Origin of the sequence: Micromonospora sp. DT229, assembly GCF_049844505.1 — a bacterium.
Classification (GTDB): Bacteria; Actinomycetota; Actinomycetes; order Mycobacteriales; family Micromonosporaceae; genus Micromonospora.
Map to the genome: position 1 here is coordinate 118,789 of NZ_JBNCLD010000010.1, position 19,803 is coordinate 138,591.

The window sequence follows — 19,803 nt, forward strand, 5'->3', positions numbered from 1 at the left end:
TCAACCCCCACCCCGGCGCAGGGTGCGACGCAGCCAGGTCGACCGTGCCTGGTTCTGCATCGCCGCCCAGCGCTCTGCGACCGCCGGGTCGATCTCGGCCAACCGGCTCGCGGCCGCTTTCAGTCGTCGCTCCGAGGCCGTGGTCGTCCAGCCCTGCACCCCCGACGACAACCGTTCACGGTGAACGGCGGGGACCTGCCTGGTGTGCAGGAGGTAGAAGGCGAGGACGACGTACCACGGATCGGCCCCTTTGCGTACGTTTTCGATCAGCCGCACGCAGTAGCCGTCCATGATGACGGGCGGCAGACTCTGGAGCGTGTGCGGCAGCCACTCCGGCCGGCGCACCTGCAGCAGGGCCTGGATGACTTCGTCGCGCCGCAGCGCCAGCACCCGCTCGCCGGCCCCCGTCAAACGTTGCTCGAAGTGTCGGTAGCGCCTCGGGTCCGAGGCGTGGGGAAGCTCCCCGCAGGCCTCCCTGACCTCGGCGTCGAGCAGGAGCAACCGGTGCACCACCGCCCGAGCGGGCGGCCGCCACAGGCCGTGGTGGATGAGTTTCCTCGCCACGCCCAGCAGCGCGGTGGTGAGCGGTTGCCCACCGTCGTCGAGCCGGCCCGCGAGGCCCGCGAAGATCTGCGGGTCGAGTTCGACATCCGGCGGCAGCAGTTCGCAGAGCAGCCGTAGCTCATTCAGGGTCGGTTCGACCCGCTGCCAGAAAGCTGCCACCGTGCGTCGGATCGCCTCGTCCGCCTGCTCGGTGCCGATGACCTCGCCCAGATGCTTCCGAACGAGCTTCTCGCGTGCCACGGTGTCGCCGCGCCGCATGCGTGCGGCCAGCAGTACCTCGTCCAGCGGCAGGTCCGTGATCAACGGGCGGGGCAGCATCTTGTGTCCCCACGCGTCGCCGACCTCGTTCGACCGGCCGGCGCCGATCCGGGCGTACAACTCGTCGTGCAGCCTGTCCATCAGGGCGACACCGCACGACCACAGGTCGATGTCGTAGTTGCGCTCCGGATGGTCGGCCCAGTCCACGACGAACTCGTGCACGGCATCCTCGACCTCGCCGAGTCGGACCGTCAGTCCGAACCGTGTCGCCACCCGTAGGACGGCGTCGACGCCCACCGGTCGCAGGCCCCCGCGCAGGGCATCCACCACCAGGTCCTCGGCGAGCTGCCGCTGCTCCGCGCTCCACACACCCGGCGCCAGCACCGCCAGCCGCGCTCCGGTGACCTCCCCGTAGTGCGCCGCGTGATCCAGTTCGGCCCGGATCAACGCCAGCCGGACGGGTGCCACCCGGTCGTCGGGAACCTGTCCGGTCCCGGCGACCTCGTCGAGCGACAGCAGGACGTCCTGCGGCCAACGCTCGATCGATCTGACCAACTGGTCGACCAGGAGACCCCGGTGGTTGGGGAGCAGATCCGGTCCGCTGTCCCGCAGCCAGCTCACTGCCAGCCGAGCGGTGGCCAACGGCAGATCGGTCGCCGGCAGAATCATCGCACCGGCAAGGACGAGCGCCCGATCCGCCGGCAGGCCTGTCTCGGCCGCCACCTCGACCAGATCGACGACATCGTACGGGTCCTGTTCGACGAAGAGCCGCGCCAACTGGTCCGCCTCGGCAGTGACCGGTACCTCGCTCCAGACGTGGCGGACCAGGTCGAAGACGGCGTACCCGGAGTCGTTCTCGACGCTGCTGCTGGTGCTGTCCCAGTCCGGATGGACCGCCACCACCTGCTGGCTGGCGTACGCCGGATTGGTGGTGAAGACCTTGAACCCCACGGCCAACGCCCTGCGCTGCGGCAGCAGGAGGGTCGCCGCCGCGATCCAGCGCAGCACCAGGCCCGGGTCCTCGGCGATGAAGAGCACCCGGCGTCCGTCGGGCTCGTCGAGCCGGTGCAGGGTGGAGAGCAGTGCCACGAGCAACTCGACACCGCGCGGTGTGTCCCGGACGAACTCCTGCACCGCCGGCACGGTGATCGGGCCGGGGGTCCATCCGACCGGCACCGGCGGGCAGTCGGTCGTCGGGGCGGGCGTGCCGGTCCAGAACGGTGCCCCGAACAGTTGCGCGGGGCGGACCTCGCCGTAGTCGGCGGGATCGGTGGTGACGATGCCGTGGGTGAGCTGGTTGCCCTCCCGGCCGCCGTTGGCCTCCCGCCCCAGGTAGCGCCCGGCAGCGGTGGCCAGCAGACCGTCCCAGGTGTGCGCTAGGGAATCGGGGTACTCCTCGACGGGCCGCCGCTCCCGCATCCATTTCGACGGCGGCTCGTAGAGCAGGTGACGCTGCATCAACGACATCGCCTCTCGACCCGCCCCTTCGGAGCGGGCCTGGAACTGCAGCCCGGCGGAGCCCTGGAGTCCTTGGCCGGGCAGGCAGTCGGTGTAGATCAGCGTGTCGAAGGCGATTCCGCCGTCGTCCCCGGTCATCGCTGCCGCTGCCGGGGCACCACGTTGAACTGGGACAACAGCCACAGCAACGGTTCCGCCACCCGGAACGGTCGTACGCCGCCCTCGTTCACCGCGCCCTTGGTGTAGTCCGGCGGAGCGCCGAGCGAGGAGACCGCGAAGTAACGGAAGTTCGCGTAGTTGAAGCGTAGGTGGCGATCGATGTCGTCGCCGCCCCAGTCGGCGAGCACCGCCCGGACCTGCTCGTGGGTGGCCTGCCCGGCGACATCGTCGTAGTAGGGCGTCGGAGAGGGCTGCCGCAGCAGCGGATGGTCGCTGCCGAGCACCGGGAAGAACGCGTCCATCTTCGCGAACGCGACGGCGACGGGAATCCTGATCGCCCGGGTGGACCGGATGCTGTGACTGACCCGCAGCTTCTCGGTCACCCGATTGACCACGTCCACGGTGGCCTCGGTGGAGCGGACCGCCTCGGTCGGCAGGCGGATCAACTGCCGAGCCTGGGGGATCATGAAGGGGTCGAGCAGCAGGATCAACGCGCTGGCCGCACCCAGATAGGTCAGGTCGTGCGTCGTCTCCTGCGCGGTCAGGTCCTCGCCCGCGGTGTCGTAGAAGGAGAGGAACGAGGTACGGAACCGGCGGATCCCCGCGATCCGGTGCTCCCGGCGCCATTCGAACACGGTGGGCGGTTGCCGCCCGTTCACCGCCTGCGCGCTCTGCTCGAACAACCGCTGGCTGTCGAAGATCGTGCTGATCTCCAGTTGGTCGCCGCCCAGCGCCCTGCGTTGGCTGATTCCGGACATCCGCACGTCCGCGTCGAACCGGCCGCTCATATCGTTCAACAGTTGGTGAGCGAGCACCGTGAGGTAGACGCTCTTGCCGGTGCCCTTGGCGCCGACCATCGCGATGAGTGGATTGACCGAGGCACCGAAGTTGGACGACAGCGGAGTGTGGCAGCGCGGACAGGCGCGGATCCCGCTCTGCGCGCCGCATGTCGGGCACTCCGCCTTCGCCGGCCAGATCGGTGACCGGTTGGCCAGGCCGAACACCGGGCGTACCTGCTCGTTGAAGCCGGTTTCCCGCTCGCGTGCCTCGTCCCGGGCCGGAGCACAGCCCTTCCTGCCGGGTGATCCGCGGCCGGTGCACTGGTACCACAGCCGACTTCCGTTGATCTTGTGGTAGCAGTACGGGCAGGAGACTCTGCTCATCAGGTCACCTTCAACTCTGCGACGGGCGGATCGATCATCGTCAGCTGCACCTGGCCGTCGGCGAAGCAACGGATCCAGTACGGCTTACGTACGGTGCGGGGAATCTCGACCTCGAAGGTCAGTGGGGACTGCCGGGCGAAGGCCAGCCCGGTGAACCGGTCGACCTCGGTGCCCTGCTCGACGCGGAGCGGCATGACCAGGCCCGACGACACCACCACCGTCAGGTCGACCCCGACACAGTCCTGGTCGGCGACGACCTCCAGCAGCCGGTGCCGGCTCAACCGATGCCGCAGCCCCGATGGGCGGCGCAGCCGGTAGGCCAGTTCGACGGCCCGACCGGCGACCTCCACCGTCGCCGGCGCCGACAGACCCTCGCCGCTGGCACCCACCGACACCGCCCGGACGGTGGCCTTGCCGCCGGCCGGACCGACCCGCAGCACGCATCCGGAGCCGTCCACGTACTGGCTACGGGTGAGGCGCCGCACCAGGGTCGCGGCGTCAGGGCGCTCCCACTCGACCTCAACCAGCCCCACCTCGCTCGGCCAGACCCAGCTCAGCACCACCTCAGCACCGATGCGCTGGGCGTGTAGCCGGGTCACCGGCTCAACCTGGCCCATCTCGACCGGTCGGCCGACCACAGCCCCGGTGCCGCCGACGGTGAAGGGCACATACACCAGTGGGCCGGCCGGGACCTCGGTCTCCAACACCAGGTCCGATCCGACCGCCTCGGTCAGGCCCACGGCCTCCCGGCCGAAGCGGTGAATCTCCTCAAGTGGCAGCACCGTCCCGAACTCCCACGGGGGCGACACGCTCGCGTACCGGACCTGGATCTGACCTGCCGCAGCCGGCCAGGACAACTGCACCCGGGCGACATTGCGTCGGACCGCCAGCGGCCGAACGGTCAAGCCGTCGAACGGTTGGGCCTCCGCCCGGGGTACCGCCGCCACCACCTTCGCCGCCGAACGGACCTTCCGGCCCTGCGGATCGTGGTAGATCGCGGTGAGCTGGTAGTAGTACTGCTCCCCCTCGCGTACGTCGCGGTCGACGAAGGCGGTCCGCTTCGCCGACACGGCCGTACCGTCGCTCGCGCCTTGCGGCGGCCGTCCAGCGGTACGCCGCACCTGCACCTCCACCAGGTCCGGGTGTCCCGGCCAGGAGCCCGCGACCTGGTCGGCGCGAGCGGCCAGGGTGACCGCGCCGATCGGGGGGACCAGACGGAACGCAACGGTCGCCGGGCGTGACCAGGCGCCGGTCTCGGTGCCGGCGAAGACGGCGTAATGCAGATCCCGCACCACCGGGGGCGACGGATCGACCACGGTGGTGTCTGCCGTGCCGGCGACCTCGACCCCGTCCGACGGCAACTCCGGCACCCGCCCCTCACCGCGGACCACCCGGTAACGCACCGTGCGGACGGTGTTCGACGGCTGCCAGCTCAGTCGCACCCCGTCGCCGTACTCGGTGACGGTGACCTCCCCGGGCGGGGGCAGCGGCAGCCGACTCAACCGGACGTCGAGGTCGGAATCATCGGCGGCGATCCGTTGGGCGTCGCGCAGGGCCCGCTCGGCGTCCTCCTCCCGGCGTTCGCGCTGGGCGGTGTCAGCCGTACGGAGCAGCCGCTCGAACTCCGCCTGCCGCTCACCGACCGCCTGCTGGAGTTCCGCCCGTTGCGGATCGGCGGCCGGCACTGCGGCCAGGGCCTGTTCGGCCGCGCGCAGTTCACCGGCGGCGAGCAGATCACGGATCCGGTCGGCACCGCCGGACGTACCCGAGGTCAGAGGCAGGCTGGCGACCAGCAGCTCGGCGTCCTCCTGGGTGACCCCGAGCCGGGTCGCGGTCCGGATGAGCAGCACGTCGGCCACGCCGCCGCTGCGGGCGGTGGACAACTGCTCCACGATCTGGAACAGCGCGATGGTCCGCAGGTCCGCCCCGGCACGCAGGCCGCTGTCCAGCAACCGCAGCGCTGCCTTGCGAGCCCGCAACGCCGGCGAGTCGGCAGCCCGTTCCGCGGCCTTCATGGCGTCGGCCAGCACCGCCGGGGAGAGTTCGAGGCGGGGGCCGTTCGGCACCGCGAAATCCCGCACCAGGGTGAAGGGACGGTCGATGCCGGGATGCAGCAGGTGCACCACGGTGGGCAGGCCCAACTCGCCCAGCCGCTGGCCCAGCTCCCGGAAGGCGGTACGGGTAAGCCCGCTGTCCGTCGGCAGCTCGACGGTGTCGACGAGGCGCAGCCCGGCCTGGCGGGCCGCCTGCTGCACCTGCGCGGGCCGCAGCGCCGGGTACTGCGAGGCGATTCCCGCCAGCTGCGCCCTGGTCACCTGCTGCACCGACCCGTACGCCCTGGTCAGATCGGTCACCAGCTGCTTGATGGCCTGCCGCGCCGTCTCGTCCTGGCGCTGGGCCTGCACCTGCCACCAGGCCGGGTCGTGCAGCTTCGCGCCCACCGTCCGCCGCAGTTCCTCGTCGGCGGTGAGGAACTGCCGGCAGACCCGGGCCTTGCTGTCCGGCCCGCCGGCCGTCTGGTTCCAGTACGTCCGCAGGTCACGAAGGTGACGTTCCAGCTCCTGGGGCGACATCTCCGGATCCACCGCATAACGGCGCAGCAGGTCGTCGTCGGCGAGTGGGCCGTGCCGCCCGCGCAACGGCTTCACGACGTCACGCTCGTAGCGGGCTCGGTCGAACGCCATGCCTCAAGACCTGACCGAGAGGGCCGACACGGTCGCCGTCGCGTCCAGGACCTCCTCCGGACTGAGCACGCTGACTCGCACCTCGATGGTCAACTCCTGACCGCTGACCGGCTCGCTCGCTCGCACCGTGAGCAGGCCCTCGTCGTCGACGATCATGACGATGTCGATCGGCGAACCGGCGGGCAGCGACGGCAGGCCGCTGATCACCCCACGACCATGGTCGACCGGCTTGTTGTCCGACAGCTCAGGGCTCTCCGTACCACCTGCCTGCTCGTAGATGCTGATCTCGACCTCGTGCTGGTCCGGTACGACGGTCTGTGCGTCGAGACTCCGCGTACGCGGCAGGGTCTCGTCCGCGTGCACCAGGTGCTCGACATAGCTGGCAGACTCCGGATTCTCCTGCCAGCCGGGCTGGTTGGTGTCCAGCAGCCGCACCCCGAACGCCTTGGGCAGCACGTTCTGGATCTTCTTGTCGGCCAGCCGGGCCAGTGCGGACTCGTCCACCGCCAAGCGCTGGGCCAGCGCGTGAACCCGCTCGCGGCGTTCCTCGACGGTCGGCTCGGTCTCCGTTGGGCCGCCGGCCTCCCAGTTCCAGACCGCCCGACTGAGCGCGAATCGGGCCGCACCCTTGGCCACCGCGAAGTCCGGGTCGTGCAGGCGCGGTGTCCAGCCGAACCGGTCGCTCAGCGCCGCCTTGACGGCGGGCATCTTGCTGGAGCCGCCGACCAGCAGCACCTCGTCGATGTGCCCCGCCGGGTTCTCCACGGCGAGCTTGGCCGCCATCTTCTCCAGCGTCCGTTCGGTGAGCCGGACGGTGTTGTCGAGCAGATCCTGGGTGATCCGCTCAAAGATCTCCCGGGTCACCTCGACCGTGGCCACCGAGCCGGCGAACCGGAGGTGCTGCGTCCGCGTCGTGACGTTCGACAGCCCTCGCTTGAGGTCCTCGGCATTGCGGCGGAGTTCCTGCATGAACTCCGGGTCTTCCCGGGGATCCTCGGCGGTGTCCACCTGGTTCTGGAACTCGTCGAGCAGGTAGGTGACGAGCCGGTCGTCCCAGTCCACGCCGCCCAGTTCCTGGTCGCCGTCGGTGCAGACGACCTCGACGGTGTCGGCCGCGACCCGGATGACGGTGGTGTCGAAGGTGCCGCCGCCGAGGTCGTAGACGAGCACGAACCGCTCCGCCGCGCCGTCCGCCACCTCGTACTGCAGGGCGGCGGCGACCGGCTCCGGCACGATCCCGATCACGTTGAGCCCGGCTATCTCACCGGCCTTGCGGGTGGCGTCCCGCTCCAGCATGCCGAAGTACGCCGGCACCGTGATGACGACGTCGCGCACCTCACGGCCGGTGTCCTGCGCTGCGGCCTGCGCGAGCTGCTTGAGAATCAGCGCGGAGATGGACTCCGGGGTGTAGGTCCTGCCGTCGAACTCCCAGCGGCGCTCGCGGCCCATCTCCCGCTTGACCCGCTGCACCACCCGCTCGGAGTCGAGCACCGCGTTGTTCCTCGCCTCGGCACCGACGACGACGTTGTCCGCGTTCTCGAAGAAGACCACCGACGGGGTCGTCTCACTGCCGGAGACCGGATCACGGACGAGGGCCGGCCGGCCGTATTCATCTATGTATGAGACGACGGAGTACGTCGTACCGAGGTCGATGCCGAAGTAGACGGCAGCATCGTCAGACATGTGATCCTCCTGGACGAACCGACCACACTGCGTGGCTCGGGAAAGAGTCAGTCGGCGGACGGGGACAGTTGTTGCGGAATGACTCCACCAGCCGGATCGTCGGCACCGGTCGGTTCGACCGGGGACCAGCGACTTACCCGCACCGGCGCCAGCGCCAGCGGTCGACCGGTCACGCTGTCGAGATAGCCGACACCGACCGCCTCGGCGATCTGACCGTCGTCGTTCGGCCCGGCGGCCGGTACGACCCCGGTCGCGCGATGCCGGGACGGGTCGAACTGCTCGCCTACCGCCGGGCGGTACACCTGCACCCCACCGCGCTCGAGCGACAGTTCGGCGCTGTACGCGAACGAGGTGAGCAACTCCGCGGCCCGCGTCGCCGACAGGTCCACCGGCAGCGACGCGGCCTGCCGAAGCAGGTCGGCGTGCAGGCGGTACAGGTCGGTGAGGAGCGGGCGCAGCACCAGTTGCCGTTCACCGGCCCGTAGCCGCTGATTGTCCTCGTGCAACCGGTCGATGATCCGCTCCTGGGCAGCGGCCCGCTCGTGCGCGGCGGCCAATTCACGCCGCAATTCCTGCACGCCAAGATCCAGCCGATCCAACCGTTGCAACAGGCCGTCCGACCCGGTCGCCGCCGCATCCACAGTCGCCGAATCGGTGTCGACCGGCTCCGGTCCGGTACCGGCTGTCTCCGGATCTTCGCCGCTCACGTTCACGGTCGAGCCCGGCTCGGACTCGTTCAGCACGTTCATCGACGTCTCCTCCCGCCAGTTCGGTGTTCACAGCTCAGCCGACTCGGCGTGTCCCCCCGCCGGAGCGCCGACAGTTCCTTGTTCAGTGGACCTCCGGCGGCGGTGGCAGACGACAACGGCAGTGCTCGCACCAGATCGAATCGGCACAGGGTGAAGGCACCCGCAACGAAGATGACCATGATGAACGTCGTCACGACTGTCGGCACCATGTTGCTGACGAGCAGCCCGCCTCCGACAAAGGCTGAACGGCTGGCCGAGCCGAGGTCACAGGCGCACGTGCGCGAAAGCGGTGTTCCGGCCTCTCTGATCGCCGCCACATTGTATGGAGAGTAGGCCGAAACGGCGAGGTTGGACAGCACGGCAAACACGTACGGAAAGGGGATTCGCGCAAGCCGGCACCCTTCTCCTCGGCCCTGACCGCCGCTGCCGTGCCACCGTGCCGGAGCTCCCGTCTCGGGCAGGGGACAGTGGGGCGACACCGAGCACCCGTGCTGGGCTGACCGCCGGGCCCGGTCAGGGCCCCATGCACCCAAGCAGGCCAGCCCCTCGGCGAGGCCGATCAAGGGAAGTGTCAGGTGCCCGACACCGAGTGCAACCAGCAGCGGAAGCCGGGCGGCTGACCCCGACACCCAGGGCATTTGCGCCGATCGACCGATCGGACACCAATCGAAGACACTCGGTCTCTTCAATCAGACTCGCGGGCGATTGTCGACACTGCCCGAACTGACCACATTGAAGGCCGCGCCCCGCGCTTATCGTGTGGCGTCAGGTAACGGATAACGCCGACCACCGGTGAGACGACGTCTCCCGCAGGCCAAGCCCATCTCGACGAGCGAATAGAGCTGTTCCGTGACAGCGGTGAACAAGCGGGGAACTCCCACCGGACGTTCATCCTCCACCACCCGGCGGGGCGGCACCGAAAACGAAACCTCCTCGGCCACCCCGGCAAATCTCTGGCCCCTCGGTCCGTTGCTCCGGCTGCGCGACAAGAGCGCAATCCTCACCAGCAAGGGCTACGAGGCGCTTGCGGATCGGGAGACCAGGAATCTCTACGAGGCATGGCCGAAGATCTCCGAGAAAATCAGTTCGCTGAAGCTGAACCATCTGACGTCGGCAAGCTTGGAGTCACACTTCAAAGCCTTCTGCGTGTCCGCCGCACGGCGACGCGCCGCCTTCAGCCGACTGAGGTTCATCGCCAGCTCGATCGCCGCACTGATGGCAGTGTTCCTGAGCCTGGCCGTGCTCGCCGTCGCGGTAGCACACAGTCGCCCGTATGCGGTCGTGATGCATCTGCTGACCGCGCTGGCCCTGACGTTACCCGCGACATACGCGTTGCGAAGCCGGCGGCTGCTACCGGTCTTCATCGCCCTTGGCATGTCACTGACGACGCTCGTGGTTGCGCTGCTGGTGGCGGACAGGCGCGGATGGTTCGATTGGACCGCTCTCCTGCCGGTGGCTCGGACCGCGGACGGCGATGCGGCGGCAGGCATCGCGCTGGGCGCCGCCTTTGTCGCGACGATGACGCTGGTGGCACTGGGCGCATCGGGCATCGAGGCGGTGGTGAGTCGAACTCACCAGGGCATCAGCGCCCCTGACATCAAGGCGTTCGAAGACCTGCACGAGGTGATCGTCGGTCTGCTCGGCAAGGAGAAGTGGTCACCCGGATCCGGGGCCCGTCGACGGATCGCCAAGCGACTCGAAGTGGCGGCAGCGTCCGTCGAGAACATGTACCGCCCCTACCCCAAGGGCAGCCGGTGGCAGCGGATCCAACGCGAGGAACTGCGCAAGAAGGTGGACCAGGCCGCCAAGGTCCTCCGGGAGGGTCGCCCGCTCTGGGGAGCGCCGGAGTCGGATGACAAGGTCGTCGGTGACTGCATCGTCTCGATGATCGCGATCTGCCTCGGCGATCACGGCAAACTGCCGTCGTCCATGCCGGCCGTTCCGCCGCAGCGTACCGCCAGGCCTGTGACCTGGCCCTTCGTGCGTCGCTTCATCGCGGCGCTGATCCCGGTGGCCGTCGTCCTGGCGGCGCCCCGGCTCGGCGTCCCGATCTCCACGTCGTTCGCCGCCATGCTCGGCGGGCTCGCCGTGTTGATCGCCCTTCTGACCCTGTTCACGCTGGTTCATCCTGAGCCGGGGTGGGTCTTCGCCGAGGTTCGGAGGATCCTCGGGGTGGTGGCGACGGCTCTCGGGACCCCGCCGACCGCCTCCGACGACGACGGGCTGGGCCCGGAGCAGCCTACCCAGCCGCCGGACACCCGCCAGTCGACACCGAAGGAGCAGCGGCCGCCGGAAGCGAGATCCGCCACGCCCGGCAGCACCGCCACCGAACCAACCGATCGGACCAGCCCAGAGGAGAAGACATGAGGCCATCTGCTCTCCGGACGGGTGCCGGCGCCCTGCTCGCCGCCCTGCTGCTCGCGGGCGCTCCGACCTTCGCCGCTCCGGTGCGGGCAGCGTCCCCGTCACTCGACGACGTATACGGGCAACTCGGCATAGACGAGGTCGCCGCCGACTACCTGATTCTGATCGACATGTCCGGATCGATGCAGGACGGTGGCCTGTACGACGGCGTACGACGGGGGCTTCGGGAGTTCGTCGCCGCGCTCGCCCCCAGGGACAACATCAGCCTGATCTCCTTCGCCGAGAAGGCGGAGGTCATCTGGAGTGGACCGGTAGGCCGGAATCCGGACGCCGTCGTGGGCAAGCTGCCGGCGAAACCCACCGGCCGGTACACCGACATCGGCGCGGGTATCGCCAAGGCTGTGGATCTGCTGGAGAAGCCGGGCGGTTCGCCGATCGCCAGCGTCGTCCTGCTCACCGACGGCCGGCACGACCCGAAGCGGGGCAGCGCCTTTCCGCTCACCGGTGGGTACGCCTGGCGGGAGCTGACCACCCGCGCAGGCAAGCTCCCGCAACAGATCACTCCCTTCGCCGTACAGCTGCGAGGGGCCAACGGCGCACCGCTGTTGCGGAAGGTCTTTCCCGACGCCCAGATCCTCCGATCCGGCACCGTAGACCAGTTGACCGAACGCCTCGATCTGCCGAAAGCCGCGACACGGGCCGCCAAGGCACGGTCGCTGCTCGCCGAGGAGCTGTCGGCAGAGGTACGCGTCGAATGGCCACCGGCCGCGACCATCCTGCGACACGGTACGAACACACTGCCGCTGACCTTGCAGAACACCGCCCAGCACATACCCGTCGAGGTGTCGGATCTGGTGCTGCGCAGCGAGTCGCCGGGCCTGTCGGCACAGGTGGCCACCGGGACGACCAGCATTCCCCCCGGTGGCACGGTGTCGGTGGCGGTGTCGGTCACCTGGGACGCCGGGCCGGCCAGTTGGCGTCCCTCCCAGGTGGTGACGACACAGCTACCGCTGACGCTGGAGGCGCGGATCGGGTCGTCGTGGTCCGAGACGCTGGCCCGGGAACTAAAGGTCGACTTCAGACCGACCCTGTCGGGAGCGACGACGACGCTGCCGGCTTCGGCGCAGCGGGGCAGCCCGGTCCCCTGGACGGTCGCAGCCGCCATGGTGCTCGCCCTCGTCGGGCTGGCGCTACTGGTGCTGTGGCTGCGGGCCAACCCCGTACCCGGCGGCATCCTCACCGCCACGCCGCTGGACCCGACCGTCACTGGCGGATCGATGCCGCTGCTCAAGCGCCGGGCGGTGATAAGCGCGCGGTCGCTCGGCATCAAGGGGTCCGGTTCGGTGGTCGGCCGACGGCGCAGCATCAGATCCTCGCGAATCCATCTGGTGATCGCCTACAGCCAGGACGGCTCCGTGGAGAATCGCCACACCGGTGAGTGCGAGCCGAGAAAACCCGTGGTGATCAACAAGGTCAGGTTCACCTGGCAGCCGCCGTCCGGCGCGAACGCCTCCGCCGCTACGCCGACGAAGACAGCCAGGTCTCGCTGAGCCGCCCCGCCGGTCGGGTCGTACCTGAGATCGGAACTCTTCTGCCAGGAGGTGGCGCCGCCGTGTAATCGCCTGCCCAGCGGGTAGGCGCGTCGCCGGAGCAGGCGAGAGGCGGTACCGGAATGGCGAAGTTCCTACTCACGGCGACGTATCAGGGCAGTGGGCTGGAAGGGCTGACCGTGGACGGCGGGACGGTGCGCGTCGAGGTCGTCCGGTCCCTGGTCGAGAACGCCGGTGGCCGGCTGGAGCTGATGTACTTCTCGTTCGGCGAGTACGACACCTACGTCCTGTTCGACCTGCCAGACCACGTCACCGCCGCCGCCATGGCCATCGCCGTACGAGCGGGCGGCCTGGTGAACGGCCGCCTCATCCCCCTGCTCACCCCGGAGCAGATCGACGCCGCCGTCAACCTGCCGATCGCCTACCAACAACCCGGCCGCTGAAGTGCCCCGATCTTGGTACGAATCCGCCCCTCCAGGGGCAGTTTCATACAAGATCTGCGCGCCAGGCGCAGGGGGCCGGCTATCTCGGCTGTTTCGGTGATGAGATCTGCCGGTGTCGCGGCGATGATCGATCGGTGCGATCAGCTCACCCGCAGCGCGTACCCGATCGGGCCGGTTCCTCCGGGGTCGAGGGCGGGTGGCCGGTCGCCCGCTGGCGGCGCGCCCTGGCGGTGCTCGCGCCGCTGGTCGCGGTGGTGCTCGGCGCCGCGATGGCTACGCAGTGGGAGGTCGGCGGCGGGCGAGCCGTCTGGTCGCTACCCGCTCCGGCGCGATGGATGGCCGAGAACCTCCCGCTGTTCGACGGTTCGGAACCGGCGTGGATCTGGCGCGGACCCTTCTTCGTCTCGGTGCTGCTGGCACTGCCGCTCGTCTGGACGGTCACCGGCCTCGCCACCGCGGCACCTCGACGCCTCACCAGGTACGGGCTCCTCGCCGCGACCATCGCGATCGGCCTCGAATACAACAGCCCCGGGTACGGATGGGTGTTCGACCTCGCGGCCCTGTTGACGGCGCTGGTGGGCACCGTGTGGTGCGGACTCCAGGGGCTGCGTCACGGGATGCTGCCACGCCGGGTGGCATGGGCGCTCGTCGCCGCGCTGCCGCTGACGCCGCCGGCCGGCTTCCTCACCTTCTGGTACCTGCCGCCCGGGCTGACCATGGGCCTACTGCTCGCCTGGGCGGCTGCCGCTATCGCGGCCGGTCGACAACCAGTGCGACACCTGCCGCGAAAACTTAATCATTGATAAACATGCATGTAACTCTTTAGCATTCTCACCATGCGTGCTCGCCGCTTCACCCTCGTCGCACTCCTCGCCGCCGCGCTGGGGCTCTCCGGCACGGCCATCGCGTACGCGGCCGACGATCCGGTCATCCTGACCACCCCCGGTGCACCCGTGGTGGTGACCAACGAGTCGCACCTGCTCACCCTGACCTGGGCACCCTCGACCTGGATCGGCGAGCCCGGTGGAACGCCAATCCGGCACGAGGTCCGGGCGTGGCTCGGCCCCAACACCTACCGCAGCCTCGGCACCACCACCGGCACCGACCTCACGCTGACCGACCTGGCACCCGGCACCGAATACCGGCTCACCGTCTGGGCCTCCACCAACGGCGGATACTCCCTCGACTCACCGCAGGTCCCGGTGCGCACCGCGTACGGAAAGGCCAGAGTGAGCTACCACAACATGGACTGGTCACCCACCGACAACCAGATCCAGCACGCCCTCCAGATCGTCAACACGGGCACCACCCCGCTGGACCTGACCGAGGTGCGGGTGCGTTACCACGTGACGTTCGAGGGCGGGAACACCTCACTGGTCACCAACTGCGACTGGGCCGCGATCGGCTGCGCCAACGTGCAACACCATCTCCAGTTCTTCCCGCTGCCCCAACCGCCACCGCCGCCGCCGACCCGCACTCCGACCCCGACTCCGACTCGGACGGTCCTGCCGCCGCACGGTACGTCGATCCCCGGCTGGATCGAGCTGACCTTCGCCAGCGGGACGCTTGAGCCCGGCGCGTCGACCGGCCCCATCCAGCTACGCCACCACCGCCCGAACTGGACGGCGATCGACGAGCGTGACGACCGCAGCTGGCAGCAGGCCACCGGCGGCTGGACCGAGAACAGCCGGATCACCCTCGACGTCAACGGCATCCGCGAGTACGGCGACACCAACGCGTAAGCCGCACAGTCCGTCGCGCTGATCGCGGCACCCACCAACTGACTCTCTCCCCCCACCCGCCGTAGATCTTGGTACGAGACCGCCCTTCCGAGGGCCGTTTCGTACCAAGATCTGTGCGTCAGAAGCGGATTCCGGTGACAGCGCCCGAAGCAGGACAGGCGTGCGGCAACCTTCCTTGTCCTCTACGTCACGAATACCGCCGAGGATCCCGGCAGGGGAGCCCATGAGGACTTCCGTGAACAGCTCATCGAGGTCGCTCAGGACACGGCCGACTTCGGGCCGGAGGCAACCCCAGTGGACGTGTTTACCTGGTACTGCCAGGGCAGGTTGCAGATCAGCTGATCGAGCGTCGACTGGCGCTCACGGCGACCGTACGAACCCACTGATCAGGGGCTGAGTCTTCGGGCTGTCTCGGCCGACTGCCAGCTCCGCAGCGCGTTCTTGATCCGCCGGTTCTCGGCGCGTACCTCGGCGAGCTGGCGCGACCGCTCCCCCAGCTCGTACGCGAGCCGGTGCAGCAGGGCGTCGACCTCGTCGACCTGGTAGCCGCGCTGGGCCAGCCGGGTGCGGGGCAGGGCGAGTTCGGTGATCTTGTCCGGGGTCAGCTGGCCGCGCAGGGCGTTGTGGCTGCGGTAGACCGTCATCGCCACGGGATCCGTTCCGGTAGGTGGATCCGCTCGCCCGGCACCCCGGCGGCGAGCAGCCGCAACCGTGACCCGGCCAGCATCGCCGGCGGCCCGCAGACGTACACCTCGTGCTCTGGGCGCAAATGGTCGAGGGCAACGGTGAGTGCATCGCCCCGCTCCCCCGGCTCGGCCAGCTCGTCGTGGGAGAAGGTCGGCACGATCGTCAGCCAGTCGTGGCGCAGCTTGTCGAGGGTGATCGCGTCGTACAACGCCTCCACCGAGCGGGCTCCGACGACCAGGATCACCCGCCGGCCATCCGGGTCGGCGGCGGCCTGCTCGACCAGGGCCCGCAGCGGCGCCAGCCCGGTGCCGCCGGCCACCAGCAGCAGGTCACGCCCGCCGCCCAGGCTCAGCCCGGTATCCGTGGGCGGGCCGAGGTGGAGCAGCTCTCCGGGGCGTACCTCATGGGCCAGGCTGGTGGAGACGGTGCCGCCGGGGACCGCGCGGACGTGCAGCTCGACGGTGCCGTCCGGGCGCGGCGCGTTCGCCGGGCAGAGCCAGCGCCACCGGCCGGGCCGGCGCGGCGTGCACACCGGCACCGCCTGGCCGCACTGGTACGGCAGCCGCCGCCACGGCCGTACCGTCAGGATGGCGACGCCGTCGCAGAGCCGGTCGTGGCCGATCACCTCGGCCGGCCACCAGGCCGGGCCGTCGTCCGCCCGCGCGGCGGCCCGCTCGACCTCCGACCAGGGCACGCGGGTCTGTAGCGCATCGTCGATGACGGCGGCGTGCGCCGGGTGCAGACCATATCGACGGTACGCACGGCCGAGCACCGCCAGCAGCGCCAACCTGTTCGGACCGTCGACGCTGGTCGTCAGCTGGCGCAACGCGGCGTGCAGCAGCGGGGCCGCCCGCTCCGGCAGCAGACCCGGGAAGCGATCCTCCACCGCCTCCCAAAAGCTCGCGGCACCCAGGTCCCGGCGCGTTTTCAGGACCCCCATCAGGTAGTCGACCGCACGCCGGTGCTGCGCCTCCGACCAGCCCAGGCTCGGAACCTCGGGCTCGTCGCCGGTCCCGCTGGTCAGCGACCGCGCCAGGTGCGTTTTCAGCCGATCCCAGTCCACCCCGATCAGGTACGCGGACAGCTCCACGTCCGCCGCCACCAGACTCAGCCAGCGGCCGACCGCCTCGCGTGCCTCCGCCTCGGTCATCGTGTCCGGCCCTCGGCTTCGCGCTGCTCCCCGTTGAGCTGCTCGGCGGTGAGGCCGGCGGCTTCGAGGGTGGTGTGTCCCCAACGAGCCAGGCGGCACGGGTACGGGACACGTTCGCTGCGGCAGAGCAGACCGTGCGGCCAAGCCTCGGGCGCGTGAACGCGAACCGCCAGCGTGGCGAGGGCCAAGTCCTCGTCGGTGACCGGGGTGAGGACGGGAAAGTCGGCGAGTACGGCAGACATCGGCGGGCGCCTCCGGTGGTGTGCTGCGTGGATCGGCACCGGGGCGGGCGGGAGCGGCGCACCCGCGATCGGGGGACGCGGTACGCCGGAGCCAGCACCCGCCCCGGGCCATGCGTCCACCCTGGTCAGAAGCTCGAATCCGCGACATGACTACGGACTGCACCTCGTCGGTAACTGCACTGCACCGACTGACGCTAGGCTGCCCGAGGATCGATCTCGATGTGACCGGAGGCAGCACGATGACGACCGTGCAACGGTGGACCGGCCGGGAGACGCGAGCACTGCGCCAGGCGCTGCGGATGAGCATCAAGGACTTCTCGGCGCATCTGGGCGTCGCCGAGCGGACCGTGTCGAAATGGGAAGCCGGGCAGGAGGCAGTCCGCCCTCGACCAGAGATGCAGGCCGCGCTCGATACAACGCTGAGCAAGGCGGGCGAGGACGTCCGCGACCGTTTCACTCTCGCGATCGACGCCCACGAGCCACGGTTGCCACCTGACGCAGTCCGCTCAGACCTGGGAGCGATGGCGCGTCAACGCGTCGCCGTCGCTCGGGTGTCTGCCGACCGGACGCATGAGGAGTTCGCTGAACTGCTGGCCACGCCACTCGGCTGGCGGCCGAGTGCCGAGATGGTGCTGCGCTGGGAAACTAGTGAAACGCCGCCCGGGGACGTGATGCTCGCGCTCGACACGCTGGACCAGCGCCGATCGCCGCTGCTCGTCGACGGCCTGGCCGGCCTGATAGCGGTCCACCCGAGCCGATCCCAGCTCGCCGCGCACTTGCCGGCTGACCAACTCTTCGATGGCGCTCGGGACATTAGAGCGGTCGGGCTGTCCCTCAACATGCTCTGCCAGGACTACGCGGACCGCCGCTGGCAGGCTCTCCTGGCGAACGGCGCCCAGGTCCGGTGCCTGTTCCTGGATCCGGACGGTTCGGCGATTCAGGCGCGCGAGGCAGAGGAAGGATTTCCGAACGGACAGCTCTCGGCACTGACGAAGCTCAACATCGAGACGTTGCTTCGGGTGCGCGACCGGCTGCCTGTCAACCTGCGAGACAGGTTGAACCTGGCGACCTACGACGAAACCCTTCGCTTCAACATCGTGCTGGTGGACGATCTGTGCGTGGCGCAGCCCTACCTGGCAGAGAGTCGGGGCGTTGACTCCCCCGCATTCGTCAGCCGCCGAGAGTTGTCCGGCGCCGGGCTATACCCGGTGTTCGAGCAGGTCTTCGAGTCGCAGTGGCAGCGCGGGCGGGCCCTGTGAGCCAATACAGAGAACTGCTGCCGATCGCGGTGGAAGCCGTGCGGCGCGCAGCTGAGGCAATGCGGCACCGATCGCCAGGCTCGCTGACGATAAAGAGTGATCGCGACCTCGCGTCGGATCTGGATTTCACCATCGAACGTGATGTGCGGGCGTTCCTGGCCGCAGAAACGCCTGGGATCGGCTTCCTCGGCGAGGAGGAAGGATCGACCGGACCGGCCGAGATGCGGTGGGTCCTCGACCCGATCGACGGCACAGCAAACTTCCTGCGCGGCCTGCCGATGTGCGCGGTCTCGCTCGCCCTCGTGCACCACGACGATGCGGTTGTCGGCATCATCGAGCTGCCCTTTCTCGGCTCGCGCTACACCGCCGCCAAGGACGGCGGCGCCTACGCGAACGGGCGCAAGCTCACAGCCAGCAGCACCATCCGCCTGAACGATGCCATCGTCGCCCTCGGCGACTACGCAGTCGGCTCGGATGCCGCAGCCAAGAACCGGCTACGACTCGCCCTGACCGCCCAGCTTGCCGCCGAGGTCCAGCGAGTGCGCATGACCGGCTCGGCTGCGCTCGACCTAGCGTGGCTTGCCGAGGGCAAGCTAGACGCGGCGCTAACGATGTCCAACCATGCCTGGGACATGGCGGCAGGGGTCGTAGTAGCACGGGAAGCCGGAGCAATTGTCCTCGACGGAAACGGTACTACGCATACCTCCCACTCGACCGTCACGCTCGCAGTCGCACCCTCACTCAAGGAGCCCATCCTCGGGATCTATCAGAAGGTCGCCCTGGCGGTGGAGACGGAGGAAGGTCGGACGTGGCTCTGAGGCGACGCCGCCTCTCCCAGCGGCGTAACGCCCTCGCGTTCAGCCAGGAACACCTACCGGAGCGGGCCGGGCTGCTCGTATGACTCGACAGAGTGTGCTGGCTCTGGTCGTCTGCGCCGCTCCCCCGGTGCTACGGATCGGCGAGCTAATCGAACTACTTCAAGAAGGTGGCTGGACCGTCTGCCTCACCGCAACGCCGACCGCTGCGACTTGGGTCGACCGGGAAGCGCTGGCGCGGCAGACCGGCTATCCGGTCCGGGCCGAGTGGCGAATGCCCGGCGATCCGGAGCCTCATCCTTCGGCAACCGCAGTTGCGGTGGTACCGGCCACATTCAACGTCATCAACAAGTGGGCTCAGGGAATCAACGACACACTCGCACTCGGCATCCTCAACGAAGCACTCGGCGCGGGCATCCCGGTGTACGCGTTTCCGAACGTCAAGGCACAGCTTGCCGCTCATCCCAGCTACGACCGGCACCTGCGGCTACTTCGGGACGGGGGCGTCATCGTGTCACCCCTGCCTGCGGAATTCAACTGGCGGGTGGTTGTAGACCGACTCCGAGCCTCCGTGTAGGGCTGCCGATTCAGGCGGTGGGCGTGCCACCGGCGGGCAGCCACGAGGAGTCGCCCGCGGTGCGGGCCGACGCAGCGCGTTGCATCCGATCCCAGAGGCGAACCAGGGCATCGGTGAAGGCGGTGGCCGCATCGGCATCGGCGTCAGCAGGCGGGAATGCGGGCGGCCCACCGCTCGGCAGAGGCCGGGCTGCGCCCGGCCCGGGGTTGAGCCGGACCAGCATGAACACTGTGTTTATCCAGTACTGCCAGGCTGC

At 69.3% G+C, this 19,803-nt stretch carries 17 protein-coding genes; 8 read left to right on the forward strand and 9 right to left on the reverse strand.

The features are described 5' to 3' along the window. Genes ACLQ2T_RS17915 through ACLQ2T_RS17940 form a run of 6 tightly spaced genes read right to left on the reverse strand, consistent with a single transcriptional unit; the run spans position 1 to position 9,086 of the window. The gene (locus tag ACLQ2T_RS17915) at positions 1 to 2,418 is read right to left on the reverse strand and encodes a GTPase-associated protein 1-related protein (protein WP_425767493.1); all 2,418 of its coding nucleotides are present in this window, start codon (positions 2,416 to 2,418) and stop codon (positions 1 to 3) included. Next, the gene (locus ACLQ2T_RS17920; protein WP_425767494.1) at positions 2,415 to 3,602 is read right to left on the reverse strand and encodes a hypothetical protein; all 1,188 of its coding nucleotides are present in this window, start codon (positions 3,600 to 3,602) and stop codon (positions 2,415 to 2,417) included. The genes ACLQ2T_RS17915 and ACLQ2T_RS17920 overlap by 4 nt, the downstream gene beginning before the upstream one ends. Continuing rightward, positions 3,602 to 6,286, reverse strand: coding sequence for a hypothetical protein (locus tag ACLQ2T_RS17925; protein ID WP_425767495.1), 2,685 nt, complete (start codon positions 6,284 to 6,286; stop codon positions 3,602 to 3,604). The genes ACLQ2T_RS17920 and ACLQ2T_RS17925 overlap by 1 nt, the downstream gene beginning before the upstream one ends. A 3-nt stretch (positions 6,287 to 6,289) precedes the next feature. After that, the gene (locus ACLQ2T_RS17930) at positions 6,290 to 7,969 is read right to left on the reverse strand and encodes an Hsp70 family protein (protein ID WP_425767496.1); all 1,680 of its coding nucleotides are present in this window, start codon (positions 7,967 to 7,969) and stop codon (positions 6,290 to 6,292) included. Between the two features lie 47 nt (positions 7,970 to 8,016). After that, a complete protein-coding gene (gene grpE / locus ACLQ2T_RS17935) occupies positions 8,017 to 8,718 on the reverse strand; it encodes a nucleotide exchange factor GrpE (protein WP_425767497.1) in 702 nt (233 codons plus the stop codon). Then, complete coding sequence (locus ACLQ2T_RS17940; protein WP_425767498.1) at positions 8,715 to 9,086, reverse strand: hypothetical protein; 372 nt, start codon at positions 9,084 to 9,086, stop codon at positions 8,715 to 8,717. The genes grpE and ACLQ2T_RS17940 overlap by 4 nt, the downstream gene beginning before the upstream one ends. Before the next feature lie 481 nt (positions 9,087 to 9,567). Here ACLQ2T_RS17940 and ACLQ2T_RS17945 point away from each other — a divergent pair, with 481 nt between their 5' ends. The 5 genes from ACLQ2T_RS17945 (at position 9,568) to ACLQ2T_RS17965 (ending at position 14,817) form a co-directional block, all read left to right on the forward strand. Beyond that, complete coding sequence (locus ACLQ2T_RS17945; protein WP_425767499.1) at positions 9,568 to 11,085, forward strand: hypothetical protein; 1,518 nt, start codon at positions 9,568 to 9,570, stop codon at positions 11,083 to 11,085. Further along, positions 11,082 to 12,632 carry a vWA domain-containing protein gene (locus tag ACLQ2T_RS17950; RefSeq protein WP_425767500.1) on the forward strand — a complete coding sequence of 517 codons (1,551 nt, stop codon included), beginning with the start codon at positions 11,082 to 11,084 and terminating at the stop codon, positions 12,630 to 12,632. Before ACLQ2T_RS17945 ends, ACLQ2T_RS17950 begins: the two co-directional genes overlap by 4 nt. Positions 12,633 to 12,754: 122 nt before the next feature. Continuing rightward, entirely contained in the window at positions 12,755 to 13,075 is a 321-nt protein-coding gene (locus ACLQ2T_RS17955) for a GYD domain-containing protein (protein WP_425767501.1), read from the forward strand. A gap of 134 nt (positions 13,076 to 13,209) precedes the next feature. Continuing rightward, positions 13,210 to 13,878: a hypothetical protein gene (locus ACLQ2T_RS17960; protein WP_425767502.1), complete on the forward strand. Its 669-nt coding sequence runs from the start codon at positions 13,210 to 13,212 to the stop codon at positions 13,876 to 13,878. 33 nt (positions 13,879 to 13,911) lie between these two features. After that, positions 13,912 to 14,817, forward strand: a complete 906-nt coding sequence (locus tag ACLQ2T_RS17965; RefSeq protein ID WP_393337423.1) for a cellulose binding domain-containing protein — start codon at positions 13,912 to 13,914, stop codon at positions 14,815 to 14,817. A gap of 386 nt (positions 14,818 to 15,203) precedes the next feature. On the opposite strand, the gene ACLQ2T_RS17970 is transcribed toward ACLQ2T_RS17965, so the two are convergent. From ACLQ2T_RS17970 to ACLQ2T_RS17980, 3 genes are read right to left on the reverse strand one after another with little or no spacing between them, the layout of a single operon-like run. Next, positions 15,204 to 15,461, reverse strand: coding sequence for a DivIVA domain-containing protein (locus ACLQ2T_RS17970; protein ID WP_393337425.1), 258 nt, complete (start codon positions 15,459 to 15,461; stop codon positions 15,204 to 15,206). Next, the gene (locus ACLQ2T_RS17975) at positions 15,458 to 16,654 is read right to left on the reverse strand and encodes an FAD-binding oxidoreductase (protein ID WP_393337428.1); all 1,197 of its coding nucleotides are present in this window, start codon (positions 16,652 to 16,654) and stop codon (positions 15,458 to 15,460) included. The genes ACLQ2T_RS17970 and ACLQ2T_RS17975 overlap by 4 nt, the downstream gene beginning before the upstream one ends. Beyond that, positions 16,651 to 16,896: a hypothetical protein gene (locus ACLQ2T_RS17980; protein ID WP_393337431.1), complete on the reverse strand. Its 246-nt coding sequence runs from the start codon at positions 16,894 to 16,896 to the stop codon at positions 16,651 to 16,653. The genes ACLQ2T_RS17975 and ACLQ2T_RS17980 overlap by 4 nt, the downstream gene beginning before the upstream one ends. A 239-nt stretch (positions 16,897 to 17,135) precedes the next feature. Here ACLQ2T_RS17980 and ACLQ2T_RS17985 point away from each other — a divergent pair, with 239 nt between their 5' ends. From ACLQ2T_RS17985 to ACLQ2T_RS17995, 3 genes are all read left to right on the forward strand, one after another. Further along, on the forward strand, positions 17,136 to 18,155 hold the full coding sequence (locus tag ACLQ2T_RS17985; protein ID WP_425767503.1) for a DUF5919 domain-containing protein: 1,020 nt from the start codon (positions 17,136 to 17,138) through the stop codon (positions 18,153 to 18,155). After that, a complete protein-coding gene (locus tag ACLQ2T_RS17990; RefSeq protein WP_425767504.1) occupies positions 18,152 to 18,973 on the forward strand; it encodes an inositol monophosphatase family protein in 822 nt (273 codons plus the stop codon). The genes ACLQ2T_RS17985 and ACLQ2T_RS17990 overlap by 4 nt, the downstream gene beginning before the upstream one ends. A 79-nt stretch (positions 18,974 to 19,052) precedes the next feature. After that, entirely contained in the window at positions 19,053 to 19,547 is a 495-nt protein-coding gene (locus ACLQ2T_RS17995) for a flavoprotein (RefSeq protein ID WP_425767505.1), read from the forward strand. Positions 19,548 to 19,803: the final 256 nt, after the last annotated feature.